We start from the raw sequence: 16,135 nt of genomic DNA, 5'->3' as shown, positions 1-16,135 counted from the left end.
TGCTAAGGTAAATTTAGAGGTAATAATTTAATCATGTTCAATCAATTATATAATCGAGTAGCGCGCTACTGTAGTTACGGCTTTGTTGGCTGTTTGGCTACAATGGCGACGCATAATCATGTACACGCGGACGATGTCAAAGCACTCCATTTTGATGGAGTCGATGACTACGTGACCATGGGGAATACCTTGGGTCTTTCCGAACTGACGATCAGTGTCTGGTTTAAAAAAGACGCGGGCGGGGCTCTAGGCAGTTCTGGCGCGGGCGGTGTCAATGTGATCCCACTTGTCGCTAAAGGACGTGGTGAGAATGATGCCAGCACGCTCGACTGTAATTACATCTTCGGGATCAATAGTGCCGGCATGCTTGCCGCTGACTTCGAAGAAGGCGCTGCGGGTGTCAGCCCAGGGGTCAATCACCCTGTGGTGGGTGTGACTCCTGTGGTTGAAGGCGTGTGGCAGCATGCCGCACTCACTTATGATGGCGCGACATGGAAGGTATATTTGAATGGACAGTTGGATGCGGAGCTTTACGTGGGGCAGCCCCTCCGTTCCGATAGTATCCAGCATTTCGGATTGGGTGCAGCAATGAATTCTAGTGGCACCGTTCAAGGCTATTTTGCAGGAAGCCTGAATGAAGTCAGCGTTTGGGATCATGCCTTGAGCCAAAGTGATATCGAGAACTTAATGACCTCGTCGCCTGCTGTCACAGAAACCGGACTGGTGGGCTATTGGCCACTGGAGCAGGCTTCTGGTGTTACAGTCGCCGATGCGACGGGTAACAACGATGGTGTCTTTACTGGCGAGACCGAATCCACATGGGTGGACAGCAATTTTGTAAGAGCGGATTTTGTGACGCCTCCTACAAATCTGCGAGCCTGGGCTTCTCAGGTAGGAGCGATCAGCCTTAGCTGGACGGATCAAGCAAGCGCTGAGGCAGGCTATATTGTTGAGCGGTATGATTCAAGCGCTGCAGCATGGTCAGAGTTGGCGACACTGCCAGCAGATAGCACTTCCTATCTGGATGAATCGGTCGACTTAGACGTCGATTATCTATATCGCGTACGTGTGTCTGGTGGCGCCACTTCATTAGTTACACAAGCCAATGCCGGCACTTCAGCCGGCCATCATGTGACGAAGCTGCGCTACGGAGTGAATGGATACTTTGATGCGCTTGATATCGGATTGCGTCAATATGTTGCGCCCGGACCCGATGTGACGTGGAACATTGTGACGCTGTATACTGATAATAATTCGTCAACGAACGAAGATCAGATTTTGATGCAATTCCCCAATCTTGAGGGAGCCATAGCCGATGGCAAAGTGCCTGCGGGCTCGGTGGTTCAAAGCGCGACCCTACGTATTTGGGTAGGCGATGGTAATGAGAAGAGTTCTAACACCATCAGCATGTATCCGATGTTGAGTGATTGGGACAGCCATAGCACCTGGAATAGCATGGTCGACGGAATCAGCCCCGACGGTGTCGAAGCCGCGAGCACTCCAGACTTTGCGCAGAATGGTTTGAATGTGGCCAGTGTCTGGTCGGAGTGGGATTTGACTGAGCGTGTGCAAAGTATTTTGGATGGCAGTCATACCAATCGTGGTTGGGTATTATTAAATGCGGGCAGTAATGGTTTCGGGATCACTTCCTCGGAGTCAAGCGACCTGAGTTTGCGTCCGGAGTTGGTCATTCACTATACACTCGGTGCCGTTCCTGGTTCGCCGACGGATACCAGCGTGAGCCGCACGCCAGAGAATGCCGCCTTGATTACATGGACTGATAGCGTGAGTGACGAGGGGAACTATATCGTAGAGCGCGCTTATTCGCTCGATGGTCCGTGGACAATACTCACGGATAGTTTGCCTGCAGGCAGCACGTCCTATAGCGACAGCACCGTGCTCGAAGATACGAAGTATTTCTATCGTGTGAGCGCTTCTAACACATTTGGCTCAGGCGAGCCCGATGCGGTGCAGGCCTTCCGCTTTGGAACAGGAACCAGCGCACTGGAGTTCGATGGCATCGATGATTACATTACCATGGGCAACACGCTCGGTATGTCTGAGTTGACCATTACCCTTTGGTTTAAGAAAACCGGTGAAGGTTCCACCGCAACCACAGGTGTGGGTGGTATTCACGGCATTCCACTCGTCGCGAAAGGTCGCGGTGAGAGTGATGGCACTACAGTAGATTGTAATTATTTCTTCGGCATTGATTCTGGCACAGGTATGCTGGGGGCCGACTTTGAAGAAGGAGCTGGCGGCACCAGTCCGGGCCTGAATCACCCGATTGTAGGTGTGTCTCCGATTCAAGATCATGTGTGGTATTATGCCGCACTGACTTACGATGGCAGCACATGGAAGCTATATTTAAATGGTGCGCTGGAGAATGAACTCTATGTCGGACAGCCGTTGCGCGCCGATAGTATTCAGCACTTTAGTATCGGTTCCGCACTCAATTCCTCCGGCTCACCGGCGGGTTATTTTGCAGGTTTGATTGATGAAGTCTCTGTTTGGAATCGTGCACTTGAAATGAGTGAGATCCGCGCATTGATGACTGAGAATCCCGCACTGCCGAATGCAGACTTGTCCGGCTTCTGGAAACTGGATGAAACTGCGGGCGCCGCAGCCTACGACGAAAGTCAGCAAATTCACGGCGCTGTTAGTGGGGTCTTTACTGATGCGGATTGGCAAGCCACCGACTTGGACACATCTGTGATTTCCTTTCCTCCCACAGATCTGACTGCATTGGCCACAGCTGATAAAGTGATCGAATTGAGCTGGGTAGATGCTTCCAGTAATGAGTCCGGTTTCACGCTGGAGCGCCGCGAAGGCACAGAGGGTGAATGGATTGTGATCGAAACGACTGCCGCGAATGTGGAAAGCTACTCCGACACGGAGGTTCAGCCCGATCTAGATTACTACTACCGTGTCAGCACTGTTGGGGGCACGGTATATAGCTCCGCGATACGTGCGAATATCGGCACGCGCTACAATGAGAAAGTTGCCAAGTTCCAGTATGGAATGAATGGATACACCGCGACTAATGATATCGGCATTCGCTCCTCGAGCTCGCCTGGTGCTGATGCAACATGGAATACTTCCAACCTCTATACTGACAATAATAGTGAGACCGATGAAGATCAGGTGCTGATTGATTTCCAAGATATCATCGGAACCGGCGCGCAGCAAATACCATCCACTGCGATCGTTAAGAGCGCGACGCTACGCCTATGGGTTGGAGACGGGAATAACCCCAGCAACGATATCATTAGCCTACACCGCATGCTCGCGGATTGGTCGGCGAACAGCAGCTGGAATTCGATGGTCGATGGTATCACAGCCGACGATGTCGAAGCAGTCGCCACTGCGGAATATGTGCATGAAACCTATAAGGACATCGAGACCTGGAGCGAGTGGGACGTCACCGCTTCCATCGAAGCGTATCTTGCAGGCACTGCGACCAATCGCGGTTGGGTGTTGTTGAACTCCGATAATGATGGCTTTGGCTTCTGGACTTCCAAGGCCGCAGATACTGATATTCATCCTGAATTAGTGGTTGTCTATAGCGATGGCCCGACTCCTGCAGCGCCCACTTCGGTAGTTGCAGAGCCGGTCTCTACTTCAGAAATTGAGTTGACCTGGACTGACGTTGCTAGCGACGAGACCGCCTATATGATTGAACACGCCACGGACTACTACGGTGAGTGGGAGGTGTTAGTTGCGGATCTCGATCCAGATACGCAGTCCTACAGCCACACTGGCTTGGAGACGGAGAGCACACACTATTACCGTGTAGTCGCTTTGAGCGAAACTGGTGGCGGCATCAGTGAGCCCGCGTTTGCTCGCACCGACGATGGACCTTATGGTCTGCGTCAACTGTCCTTCCAGCAAGGCTTCAATGACTATGCGAGTGCATTGGAGATTGAAATCGATTCCGATACGCCTGAGGCCAATGCGCAGAATGCAATCCTATGGGTAGACCATAACTCGGATGGCAGTGAGCGTCAGGTATTGCTGAACTTTGGCGACATCTTTGGTGAAGCTGCGGGGCAAATTCCTGCAGGCTCGATTATCGATCGTGCTTATATCCGACTCTATGTCGGCACCGATACTTCCGTGCAAAGTGATGGCCCCATGCATTTCCAGCAAATGCTGGTGGATTGGGATGATTTGTCTAGCTGGTCCTCGGAGGCCTGGGGCGGTAACGGTATCGACGATGACGATGTCGAATCAGATAGTCAGCCCGATAGCGTGAGCATCTTCTCTAGCCAAGAGTCATACTACGACGTCGAGGTCACGCCGACCCTGGTCGACTGGTTGAATGGTGCACCGGTCTATGGCTGGGTGATTCAAACTTACTCCGACGATGGATACGGTTTCTATTCATCATTAAGTGCCGATGCAAAGCAACGCCCAGAGCTGATTGTTGAAATCGATACCGATCCTGCGAATCTGTATCCAGAGATCACGATCAATGCGCCTACAGACGGTGCGTCTGAAGTTGCCGAGCCCGCGGTTATTAATCTGGATGTCACTGATGGCAATCTTGAAGACCTACTGGATGTCACACTCTTCGGACGTCTAGTCGCTGATTCCGACGAAGCGTTCTCGGTGGTATTGCTGCCTGATACACAATTCTATTCGGCAGAGATCAATGGAGCTGTGAAGGAAATCTTCGCTTCTCAAACACAATGGGTCATTGATAATCGCGAAGCCTTGAATATTGCTTTCGTCTTGCACCTGGGAGACATCGTTCAGAACGGTGATACGTATGGTAACGGAAGCTCTGCAGAGCAGGAGTGGATCAACGCTTCGGACGCGCTCTACTTACTGGAAGATCCGCTAACCACTGGACTGCCTGAAGGTATTCCTTATGGCGTCGCGGTCGGGAATCACGACCAAGAGCCGATCTGGGATCCAGATGGCACTACGACTTACTATAACAAGTATTTCGGTGTCGATCACTGGGCTGATAAGAGCTACTACGGCGACCACTACGGCAGTAACAATGATAACTACTACCAATTGTATTCGGTTGGCTCATACGACTTCCTTTCGATCAGTCTGGAGTATCGTGGCTCTGCAAATACAGAGGTGCTCGATTGGGCCGAAGGCTTAGTGCAAGCCTATCCCGATCGTCGTGTCATCGTGACGACGCACCACCTGGTCAATACCGGCAATCCTGCTTCTTGGAGTTCCTACGGTGAAGCGATCTACGAGCGCTTGAAGGGCTATCCTAACTTACACCTGATGCTCGGTGGTCACATCCACGGTGAGGGACAACGCACGGATGAGTTCGAGGGAAATATTACGCACTCCCTCTTACAAGACTATCAGGGCTACAGCGAAGGTGGCCAAGGTTACCTACGAATCCTGACATTCGAACCTGCACACAATAAGATCTACGTGCGCACTTACTCACCTTGGGTGGATGCCTATGAGACCGACACGAACAGTCAGTTCGAATTGGAGTATGACATGGGAACCATCATCTCCGAATTTGAGGAGTTGGCGACCTTCACCGATATACCTGCCGAATCCGAATTGGAGTTCGAGTGGGACGAGCTATTGGCTGGCCGTCATTATGAGTGGTATGCCAAAGCAACGGATGGACGTAAGCCAGTAGAAACCAGCTTACAGTCATTCACCGCAGCGGGGTCCACTTACTCCTCGTGGCGTGACCAACTCTTCGATGCCGAAGATAGCAATGTCGGTCGCGAGGACGACCATGATGGCGACGGCTATAGTAATTACTATGAGTTCGTCTTTAATGGAAATCCCAAGAGTGGATCCGGTCTGCACATGCCAACCGTTACACTGGGGGCGGGCGTGAATGAAATGCGCTACCAGCGCATTCAGGATGCCGGCTTGCAATGGAGCTACCTTGTCTCGGAAGACTTGATCCACTGGGACCAGCCCAGCGAAGAAGTCGTCGAGATCACCGAACGTATCGTCGACAACGAGGATGGCACCGAATCGGTCCAGCTTGAGATTGATACTAAAGTCAAAGCCCTCTTCTGGCGCATCGTCGTTCAGTAATACGCACTACAGACATTAACACTTAGAATAAGATTTAATATGTATTTACATACCCGAAATTGGATACTGCTCCCGCTGTTCGCCGCGACGGCGAGTGTGGGGACAGCCATCACCCTGGAAACGGACCCTATGGGCATCCTAGAGCTGGAAGTGCCGGCTCAATCCGATGCCTTGATCAGCCTGCCGCTGCATCGCACCGCTGTCTATTCCGGACAGATTGCGACGGTCGAAGGTAATCGTATCGACCTAGTCACTACGGGCGCCAGCCCAGATTGGTCGGAGGACGAATGGGTGTATGTCGCCGACACGCAGCCAGTGACCTACTATGCACTCTTCATGAGTGGTGATTTGGAAGGTTGCTACTACACGATCTCAGGCAACGACGCCGACTCTCTGGAGTTGGATCTGGAGGAGGGCAGTCTGGAGGGCTATGGCCTCGAAAATCAAGCGCTGCAAATCGTGCCTTACTGGACCTTGGGCACTTTCTTTAGTGAGCAAGATGCAGTTACGCCGAGTGCTGCGATCACAGGTTTGGGCGAGCGCTCTGAGTTGCATTTCTACGACCAGAGCGCGGGAGTCGACTTAGCCGCATCCACGGTTTTTTATTATTACGACGGCACCGCTTTTGGCGGTGAAGGCTGGCGTATGAGAGGAGACAGCTGGACTGAGATACATGATGATTATCCCATCGCTCCCGATCGTGCATTTGGTTTTCGTAATATCACAGATTCTGCGGTCGAATTGTTGCTGCCGGGGCAGGTGCAAATGACTCAATCCACATTTGTGATTGAAGGGCACGAAATCGATAGTGATATACGTGTGGCGACCACGAGCATGGTGCCAGTCAGCCTTGCGGATTCCAAGTTGCTGGAAAGTGGAGCTGTAGAAGGCACCACATCCATCACAGGATTGGATGCGGATTTAGTGATGGTCATGGATAACAGTGCTGCTGGATTCGATAAAGCAGCCGTCGGGATCTATTACTACTATGAAGGAGCTAGCTTCGGCGGGCCCGGTTGGCGCCTTAAAGGGGGCGGCTTCTTAAGTTTGATGGACTCCGTCGAGGTCTTTCAGCCTGGGCAGGGAGTTCTCATTCGCAAAGTCGGCGATACGAGTGGCTCACAAGCACTCTGGCAATTTCTGCCCGAGTATTTGAGCAGTGATCTCGATTAAGTAACGAAATTAAAAGTAAATATATAATGAAAAAGATACATTCTTCACTCTTACTGTGTGCATCTACAATGATGTCTACAGTCTATGGCACGATCTCCTTTGATATTCAGGCCGATCAGTTGCAAACATTGAACGCGGGCGAAGCGATGCCTACGACAGGTGTAGTCATGTTGCTTGCGGATACAGACAGCAATGGATTCGATGCCGTCGAAGCATTCTCATTTGCTGAAGATCTTTCTACTGGTATCACTGCCGATGGTACTAGCGGCGATGATCTTGTGCTGTGGTATGGCGACCTTTCCAACTCAGGTATGGATGGTTTACTCGCTGCATGGCTACCCAGTGTGAGTCTCGGTAGTTACGGCAGTCATACATTAAGCGAGGGGGATGCGCTGGCACTCGCATGGTTCCCGGAAGCTAGCATGGCAGATGGTTTTATCGGGGTGGGTGCTTCGTATGGTATATTTAGCCAGGCAAGCGGAAGCCTGGGTAGTGAATGGGATGTGCCTGCGGATGGATCTTCCTCTTATGGATTGTATGCTTTCACGCAGAATTCAATTATGTTACCCAGCGGCCCGGAATCAGGTGCACTTGATTCCGGTTTGTTGGTGGCAAACTTGACTACTGTGCCAGAGCCAGCTTCTGCTGCAGCGCTATTGGGCCTGGCAGTATTAGGGGGCGCACTGGTGCGCCGTCGGGTACGATAGTTTTTTCGTAACGCTTGGACACCGCTGTTGCGAGTGAGCAATGACTCGCAACAGCGGTTTTTTTGTGCAATAGTGGCACTTTTATAGTTACTTGTGGGTATATGCATGCATTTGAAAATGTGTCGTATTTTCGGATACACGAGTGGGTCGCATTTAGGTGAAATATTTTTTCGATGAAAAATCTGGCTTAGATTTTGCTAAATCGATCGAATGAATTCCTACCTACTTCATACTATAGGCCTGTGTGGCTTACTTTCTTTATGCACTCAAAGCTCTTTACTGGCTGAAGTAGCAATGCATGCTGAAGAGCCGGCAGAGGCGTCCATTTATTTTAGCGGTGATTGGGGGCAAGAGGGCGGTTATATGACTCGCGAGGAACTCTCGGAGATCGATGGATTTACCACGATTCGGGAGGAAGTTTTCCCCGGTGCTGATATGGCCGACTTAGGTGTACTGCCCCTGAAGTCTTTGGTGAAGGCGCTTGGTTTGGGGCCCGATGCGGATGGTTTCTTGTTGGAAACTACAGATGCGTGGGAGAGTTTTATGACACTGGAGTATCTTGAGGAAAATGATCCAGTCATGTTGCTGTATATTAACGGCAAGGGGCCCGATGAGAGCGAATGGCCGATGTTTGGCGGAGATATTGAGGCATTGGCTCCCTATTATGTTTTCGTGGTCGGTGACAAAAGCGGTTACCCAGGTTCTCCAAAATATGGGATGGTTTCTGCGACTCAAATGACTGGTATTCGTGCAATGAATACAGCTAAGCGTTATGCACCATTTTATGATGCGCCGATGGACCAGTTGTCGCCACTGGCGCAGGCCGGACGTGATTTGTTTCTGCAGCGCTGTAATGTCTGCCACCAGGGGCCCGGCAATGTCGGTGGCAATGTTTCGCAGCGTCCTTTAATTGTGCTGCAAGGGCATGCGAATTACAATGAAGCGTACTTGAGGAAGATGATTACGAACCCTAAGCAGTTTTACCCAGATACAATTATGCCCAATCATGAAGATTTTGATGATGCGAAGTTCGCCAAGATTGTGGCCTACTTAAAAGAGACTTCGGCGCTAGGGAAATAGCTCTCTTGCCTAGTCTGATGATTTTGATTTTGCTGGGAGTTTTGCTTAAGGGTATCAGTCTATTGGATACGAGAGTTCCTTTGCGCGTGATTTGAGTTAGCTGTTTGTTGACGCAGGGAGCGCATGATTAATATTAAAAAACACGAATCAATTAACAAAGCTGAGAATGATAAATGGAAGTAGTGTCACTGTATGTCCAATATGCAGCAAGAATTTGAGCGTTGTGCGGGCGTCTGTCCGGGTGGTTGCTCAGGGGGTTACTTATTGCTCGACGAATTGCCATAGTATGGCAATTGGGCCCGATGAGTATTATCGACCAGGGCGAGTATTGGGACGAGGTAGCCGCTCCCGGTGACGGCATGGCCTCGGGCGGGTTAATTGAGATGACTGGTCGCAGCCTGTCGTATTGAATGGCTCGTGCTGCTGGGGCGTGTATATTGTTAATTTGCATGAGCTGTAGTTGCTGACATGTCCTTGTGTTCGTTGGTGCTTTTCGCATATTTAAAAGAATGCGAACGATCAAATGGATATTTCTTGGGGCCCTGCTAGGGGTGGCGGCGTTGCCTTATCTGCTTTTTCAGCAGCAGGAGTTGCCAGCGGGGACGAGCTTGCGTAGTCCGGATTTTGAGTATTCTGAGGCGCGATTATTGATTGATCGCACTGTTTGGGATCGAGAACGAGAGCAGGTCGTGCGCTCACATCAAATTTTTGACACAATCTTGCAGGAGATAGAGTCTGCTGAGACCTTTGTGATCGCTGATTTTTTCCTCTGGAATCCTTGGCGTGGTGCAGTGGAGCCCTCTGGAGAACTTCGTCCGCTGGCCGAGGAGTTAGCGGAGGCCTTACTACGCAAGCGAATCCAAAGTCCGGATTTGCCGATACTTGTCATTACGGACCCGATCAATCGCATTTACGGGGAGCTTGGGGCGGACTATTACGCTCGTTTGGCGGGAGCGGGCATTCCAGTGGTGTTCACAGATTTGAGTCAGATGCCGGATTCTAATCGTGTGTATGCCCCTCAAGCATGGTTTTGGAGCCAGTATTTGCCTACGGGAAAACTAGGTGGGCTGCGAGTGGTCCCTAATCCATTTGATGGAGCGGGCGAGAAGCTGACACTTGCTCAGTTGGGGCGCATGTTGTATTTTAAGGCGAATCATCGTAAAGTTCTGGTGACAGGGCGAGAGGGCTCTGCGCCGCGGGTAGTGATTGGCAGTTTGAACCCAGCTGATGGGAGCGCAAATCACTCAAATCTGGGGGCTGTAGTTGAGGGCGCCGTGGCGATTTATGCAGCGCATTCAGAGTTGGCGGTGGCAGAGTGGTCCGCGATGGATCCGCAGCAAGTCCAAGGTGAGGGCAGTCAATTCGTGGCTCGTAGCATTGAGAAAATTCGGCAAAGTATTCCTCGGGTAGATTCACTGCCTCGAGCGCGTGAAGGTGCGCCACGGGTGGCTTGGCGGAGTGAGGGGGCCATTCAAGCAGAGCTACTCGCTCAGTTGAATGCGGCGAATGCGGACACTCGTGTCGACGCTGCTGTATTTTATTTTTCGGATCGAAGTATTGTGAAAGCTTTCACGCAAGCGATTCAGCGCGGAGCTCAGGTTCGCTTATTACTAGATGCGAATCGCGATGCTTTTGGACGCGAAAAAAACGGTATTCCCAATCGTGAAGTTGCCGCGGAGCTGATGGCTTTGTCTGGTGAGGGAGCGATTGAGGTGCGTTGGGCAGCCACCCATGGAGAGCAGTATCATGCCAAGGTATTACGTGTTGTTGGGGATCAGCAGGATGTGTTGTGTCTGGGCTCGGCAAATTGGACGCGTCGCAATTTGGAAAATCTAAACCTAGAGGCGAATTTACTGTTTCAAGATGCGATGGAGATGGGAGCCGCCTTTGATGCGTATTTTGAGGCTTTGTGGACCAATGCGGATGGCTATGAGGAAAGTCTGCCTTACGAGGACTGGGCTGAAGAGGGATGGTCCTTGCGTTGGAAGACATGGCTTTACCGCTTTCAAGAGTGGAGCGGAGCTTCGACCTTCTGAGTTTTTATGCGTGTTTGACCGCGATCAGTGTTAAGTCATCCAGTTGGCCGGTGCCCTGGGAGAAGCGGTGTACGCTCTCCAATGTCTGCTCCACAAGTTCTTGAGCTCCTTTGTCGCCATGTGTTCTCAGTAGTTCAGTGAGGCGCTGGCTGCCGTATTCGTCGCCATTGTTATTGGCGATTTCGGTAATGCCGTCGGTGTAGAGTAGTAGGGCATCTTTACTTCCGAAGTGGATGGAGGTATCTTGAATGATACTTTCAAATATGGCGGGAGGCACCATGCCGACCGCCATGCCCGGGGATTGAATTGGGCCGACGTCGAGGCCGCCATTTGTATGTTGGTCGTAGAAAAGCGGCAACTCGTGGCCTGCTCGCGCCAAGGTGAGTTTTTCAGTTTCTAAGTCTATTACAGCGTAGACCATGGTGATGAACATGTCTCGTTGCATCGTATGTTCCATGGCAGCATTGATGGCGCTGAGCACTTTTGAGGGTGAGCGGTGTAGTTGTGCGAAGTGGCGTAGGTGCGTTTGGCAAATCGCCATTAAAATCGAGGCGGATATGCCTTTGCCGGAAACGTCGGCGATAGCGAACGCGATTGTTTTTTCATCCAATGCAAAGACATCGTAGAGGTCGCCGCCGACTTTTTGAGCAGGCGTGTAGTGTGAGGCGAACGCGATGTGGTCGGCAGGCGGAAATTTCTTCGGGAGCAGCAGGCCTTGGATGTTACTGGCGAGCTCGATGTCGGTATCGAGTTTATTTTTATCGATCTGTAGTTGCATGGCGTCGCTGTTGTGCACGGCGAGGCCCACTTGTTCGGCGAGTGATTGGACTAGGGAGAAGTCAGTTTCGGTAAACGCGAGCCCGTCGGAGGGATTGGCTACGGCGAGCACAGCGATCAGTTCTCCTTGAAAGAGCACGGGAGCGGCAATGAAGGAGCGAATTTTCAGTGCGGGGTCTTCGTGTTGTACGATGCGCGGGTCGTTTTCTGCATCGACGATGAGCTGTGCGCGGCGCGATTTAGCGACCTGGCCGATCAGGCCTTCGCCCATTTGGTAGGTTTCAGACTTGAGGATGCTCTCGAGGAATTGGGCGCGCGTGGTGAGTTTACTGGTTACCGACTTTGGAAGTTTGCGCTGTGGTGGAAAGAGGCCTTCGACGGCGATGCCCTTCAGGGTGTTGTTGGGGCGTTTTTCGAAAATGCAGGCGCTCATCGCGCCGGTGCTTAGGATGGCGGCATGGATGATGCGCTGAAACATTGTCTCGCGGTTGCTGCCTTCGGCGACCGCCTCGACCATGTTGTGCATGAATTCGACGACGATTTGTTTCTCCTGATGTAGGAGCTGCTTATCTTCGTCGAGAATTTTGATCTGTCGGCGTTTTGCGTTGTAGGGGAGCCACAGTGCGAAGGCTCCAGCGATTAGTCCAAGTATGAAAGGCAGCATGGCTGGGGCTCGAGGGGCTGTGTCTACTCTTTGTCCTGTTTCTCGACTTGATTGCGTAGAAACGCGATGACGTCTTGAAATTTGGCTACGTTTTCTTGATCCGCTTCTGTTAGGTTCTCGTGGGCTTTCAGGATGTTTTTGGCATCGGAGACTTCTTGATTTTGTAGTGCGGCAAAACTTTCGGCCGCTTCGGTTTCATCCTCTGAGACTGTTAGCAAATTTTGTAGGCCTAAATTGCAAATTAGCTCGTAGTTGCGCTCCCCAAGTTTGCCGACGACCAATTCACCCGCTGGTGAGAGCTTACGTAGCTCGATTGCTGTGCCAGCTAGAATGCCGAGAAAGGTACTGTCCATACCTTTGCATGCTTCAAAATCGATAAAAATTCGGCGACTTCCACTCGCGAGGATCGTTTCGATAAACTCACGGAATGAATTACAGTTTAAGTAATTCGCTTTGCCGTTAATTTTAACTACGACAGGGTCGGAGTAAGCGCTAACGAGAAATGTGGGCTGTGGTGAATCACTCATGCAGAGCGTGGGTCGGGTGAAAGGTGAAAAGTTGTAAGATATAAAACCGAGTCAGAAAGCTGGTCGAGTAGGCTAGCACTGTGAACTTAATAATCAACAATCAATCGAGGGTCGGCAATAATTCATAAAATCTTCTTGAAATCCCTAAGCGAGGGCAGACTTTGTGTGATAGCTGAAGATATGAATACTTACCTAGAATATACTAAAGAGATCGAAGAACGTAAAGGTGAAGGGTTGAGCCCGAAACCAATTGATAATGGCGAATTGCTCGCTGTGATCATTGAGCAGATTAAGGATCTCGATAACGAGTATCGCAAGGACTCCTTGCACTTTTTCATTTATAACGTATTACCGGGCACCACCAGTGCGGCCACGGTGAAGGCGCAATTCTTGAAAGAGATCATTCTGGGGGAGTCTGTGGTGGAGGAAATTACTCCCGAGTATGCCTTGGAGCTCTTATCCCACATGAAGGGGGGCCCTTCGATCAAGGTGCTCTTAGATCTCGCGCTGGGTGAGGATGCCGCGGTCGCCGCACAGGCTGCTGCGGTCTTGAAGACTCAGGTCTTTCTCTACGAGGCGGACACGGATCGCTTGGTGGCTGCTTATCAGGCAGGCAATGCCATCGCTAAGGAGCTATTGGAGAGCTATGCCAAGGCGGAGTTCTTTACTAAGTTGCCCCCAGTGGACGAAGAAATTAAAGTGGTCACTTACATCGCTGGCGAAGGCGATATTTCAACTGACTTGTTGTCCCCGGGCAATCAGGCGCACTCGCGCTCGGATCGTGAGCTGCATGGTAAGTGCATGATTTCCGAAGAGGCGCAGATTGAAATCCAAGGTCTACAGGCGCAGCATCCTGATAAGCGTGTGATGTTGATTGCTGAAAAGGGCACAATGGGCGTGGGCTCCTCGCGCATGTCGGGGGTCAATAATGTAGCTTTGTGGACCGGTAAACCCGCTAGCCCTTACATTCCCTTTGTGAATATTGCTCCGATTGTTGCGGGCACGAATGGGATTTCGCCGATTTTCCTGACCACCGTGGATGTGACCGGAGGCATCGGAGTCGACCTGAAGAACTGGCGCAAGAAATTGGATGCCGAGGGCAAGCCAGTCTTGAACGAGAGCGGTGATCCCGTGCTGGAGGAAGTTTACTCTGTCGCAACTGGCACAGTGCTGACAATCAACACCAAGGAAAAGAAGCTCTACAATGGTGAGCAAGAGTTGGTCGACCTGACCGCCTCGTTCACACCACAGAAGCTGGAGTTTATGAAGGCGGGCGGTTCTTACGCGGTCGTTTTCGGTAAAAAGCTACAGAGCTTCGCGGCTCAAACTCTGGGCGTTGAGTTGGAGTCGGCCTTCGCGCCTTCCAAGGAAATTTCGCATGCAGGCCAGGGCCTGACTGCAGTGGAGAAGATTTTTAATAAGAATGCCGTCGGTGTGTCTGAAGGTGCTGTCTTGCACGCGGGCTCGGACGTTCGGGTGCGCGCCAATATCGTCGGCTCGCAAGATACGACCGGGCTGATGACTTCGCAGGAGTTGGAATCAATGGCGGCCACAGTCATCTCTCCGACCGTGGATGCCGGTTACCAATCCGGCTGTCACACGGCATCGGTGTGGGATAAGAAGGCACAGGCCAATATCCCGCGCTTGATGGAGTTCATGAATAAGTTCGGGTTGATCACTGCACGTGATCCAAAGGGCGAATACCATGCCATGACCGACGTGATCCACAAGGTCTTGAACGACCTGACTGTGGATGAATGGGCGATCATCATCGGCGGCGACTCGCACACACGCATGTCCAAGGGCGTCGCTTTCGGAGCCGACTCGGGCACCGTGGCGCTGGCTTTGGCCACGGGGGAAGCCACCATGCCGATCCCTGAGTCCGTTAAAGTGACTTTCAAGGGCGAGCTCAAGGAGCACATGGACTTCCGCGACGTGGTGCACGCCACGCAAATTCAAATGCTTAAGAAGTTTGGGGAGAACGTCTTCCAAGGTCGCGTGATCGAAGTGCACATTGGCACGCTGCCCGCCGACCAAGCCTTCACATTTACGGACTGGACTGCAGAGATGAAGGCGAAGGCCTCCATTTGCATTTCCCAGGACGAGACACTGATCGAATCACTGGAAATCGCGAAGAGCCGCATCCAGATCATGATCGAGAAGGGCATGGACAATGATTCGAAGGTGCTGCAAGGCCTGATCGATATTGCCAATCAGCGCATTGCCGACATTCGATCCGGTGCCAAGCCCGCACTGATGCCCGATGCCAATGCCAAGTATTCGGCCGAATTCGTAGTCGACCTCGACGCCATCGTGGAGCCGATGATTGCGGACCCCGACGTCAACAACGAGGACATTTCGAAGCGCTACACCCACGATATTATTCGCGAGCTCTCTTACTATCAGGGAGAGAAGTCCGTTGATCTCGGATTCGTCGGCTCCTGCATGGTACACAAGGGCGACTTGAAGATTGTTTCTCAAATGCTCAAGAATCTCGAAGCGCAACAAGGTGAAGTGAAGTTCCAGGCGCCCCTCGTGGTGGCTGCGCCGACTTACAACATCATCGACGAGCTGAAGGCTGAAGGTGATTGGGAAATGTTGCAGAAATACTCCGGTTTCGAGTTCGACGACGACGCACCGAAGGGCGCGGCACGCACTGAATACGAAAACATGATGTATCTCGAGCGTCCTGGCTGTAACCTCTGCATGGGCAATCAGGAAAAAGCGGCTCGTGGCGATACCGTGATGGCTACATCCACTCGTCTGTTCCAAGGACGCGTGGTGGAAGATTCCGATCGTAAAAAAGGTGAGTCTTTATTGGCCTCTACTCCCGTCGTCGTGCTTTCCGCAATCCTTGGCCGCACGCCAAATATTGAGGAATACAAGTCTGCGGTCGCGGGCATCAATTTGACCAAGTTCGCACCTCCCGCTGAGGCGCTGATCAGTTAGAGGATTTCGCAAGTTGGAGTGCGCCGCGCCTGTGGCGTGCTCCGCTGTATGCGGGGAATGATCGCGTAGACCTCGCTGGCGCGAGTTCGCTACGTTTTTTGTACGTAGGGGTTCATTGTGTAGCGATGCGACGCCAGTCGCGTCTGTGTGGGGTTAGCCAGTGCGACCATACTGCGACTCCTA

At 51.8% G+C, this 16,135-nt stretch carries 8 protein-coding genes; 6 read left to right on the top strand and 2 right to left on the bottom strand.

Annotated features, from left to right (window positions below):
- The first annotated feature begins 33 nt into the window (after nucleotides 1–33).
- From QEH52_RS09595 to QEH52_RS09575, 5 genes are all read left to right on the top strand, one after another.
- Complete coding sequence (locus tag QEH52_RS09595) at nucleotides 34–6,039, top strand: DNRLRE domain-containing protein (protein WP_308950025.1); 6,006 nt, start codon at nucleotides 34–36, stop codon at nucleotides 6,037–6,039.
- Nucleotides 6,040–6,078: 39 nt separating this feature from the next.
- On the top strand, nucleotides 6,079–7,212 hold the full coding sequence (locus QEH52_RS09590) for a TIGR02597 family protein (RefSeq protein ID WP_308950024.1): 1,134 nt from the start codon (nucleotides 6,079–6,081) through the stop codon (nucleotides 7,210–7,212).
- A 26-nt stretch (nucleotides 7,213–7,238) separates the two neighbouring features.
- Nucleotides 7,239–7,919 carry a PEP-CTERM sorting domain-containing protein gene (locus tag QEH52_RS09585; RefSeq protein ID WP_308950023.1) on the top strand — a complete coding sequence of 227 codons (681 nt, stop codon included), beginning with the start codon at nucleotides 7,239–7,241 and terminating at the stop codon, nucleotides 7,917–7,919.
- 210 nt (nucleotides 7,920–8,129) lie between these two features.
- Nucleotides 8,130–8,999 carry a c-type cytochrome gene (locus tag QEH52_RS09580; RefSeq protein WP_308950021.1) on the top strand — a complete coding sequence of 290 codons (870 nt, stop codon included), beginning with the start codon at nucleotides 8,130–8,132 and terminating at the stop codon, nucleotides 8,997–8,999.
- Between the two features lie 509 nt (nucleotides 9,000–9,508).
- A complete protein-coding gene (locus QEH52_RS09575; protein ID WP_308950020.1) occupies nucleotides 9,509–11,035 on the top strand; it encodes a phospholipase D-like domain-containing protein in 1,527 nt (508 codons plus the stop codon).
- Nucleotides 11,036–11,039: 4 nt separating this feature from the next.
- On the opposite strand, the gene QEH52_RS09570 is transcribed toward QEH52_RS09575, so the two are convergent.
- Together QEH52_RS09570 and QEH52_RS09565 are read right to left on the bottom strand one after the other, a co-directional pair.
- Nucleotides 11,040–12,476, bottom strand: coding sequence for a SpoIIE family protein phosphatase (locus QEH52_RS09570; RefSeq protein WP_308950019.1), 1,437 nt, complete (start codon nucleotides 12,474–12,476; stop codon nucleotides 11,040–11,042).
- A gap of 23 nt (nucleotides 12,477–12,499) precedes the next feature.
- Nucleotides 12,500–13,003, bottom strand: a complete 504-nt coding sequence (locus tag QEH52_RS09565; protein WP_308950018.1) for an STAS domain-containing protein — start codon at nucleotides 13,001–13,003, stop codon at nucleotides 12,500–12,502.
- Between the two features lie 180 nt (nucleotides 13,004–13,183).
- Here QEH52_RS09565 and QEH52_RS09560 point away from each other — a divergent pair, with 180 nt between their 5' ends.
- Complete coding sequence (locus QEH52_RS09560; RefSeq protein WP_308950017.1) at nucleotides 13,184–15,952, top strand: bifunctional aconitate hydratase 2/2-methylisocitrate dehydratase; 2,769 nt, start codon at nucleotides 13,184–13,186, stop codon at nucleotides 15,950–15,952.
- Nucleotides 15,953–16,135 lie beyond the last annotated feature (183 nt).

It is taken from the genome of Thalassobacterium maritimum, from assembly GCF_031127805.1.
In the GTDB taxonomy this organism is placed as follows: Bacteria; Verrucomicrobiota; Verrucomicrobiia; order Opitutales; family Coraliomargaritaceae; genus Thalassobacterium; species Thalassobacterium maritimum.
The sequence above is the reverse complement of the archived record's forward strand: the minus strand, read 5'-3'. Positions and strand labels throughout refer to the sequence as shown.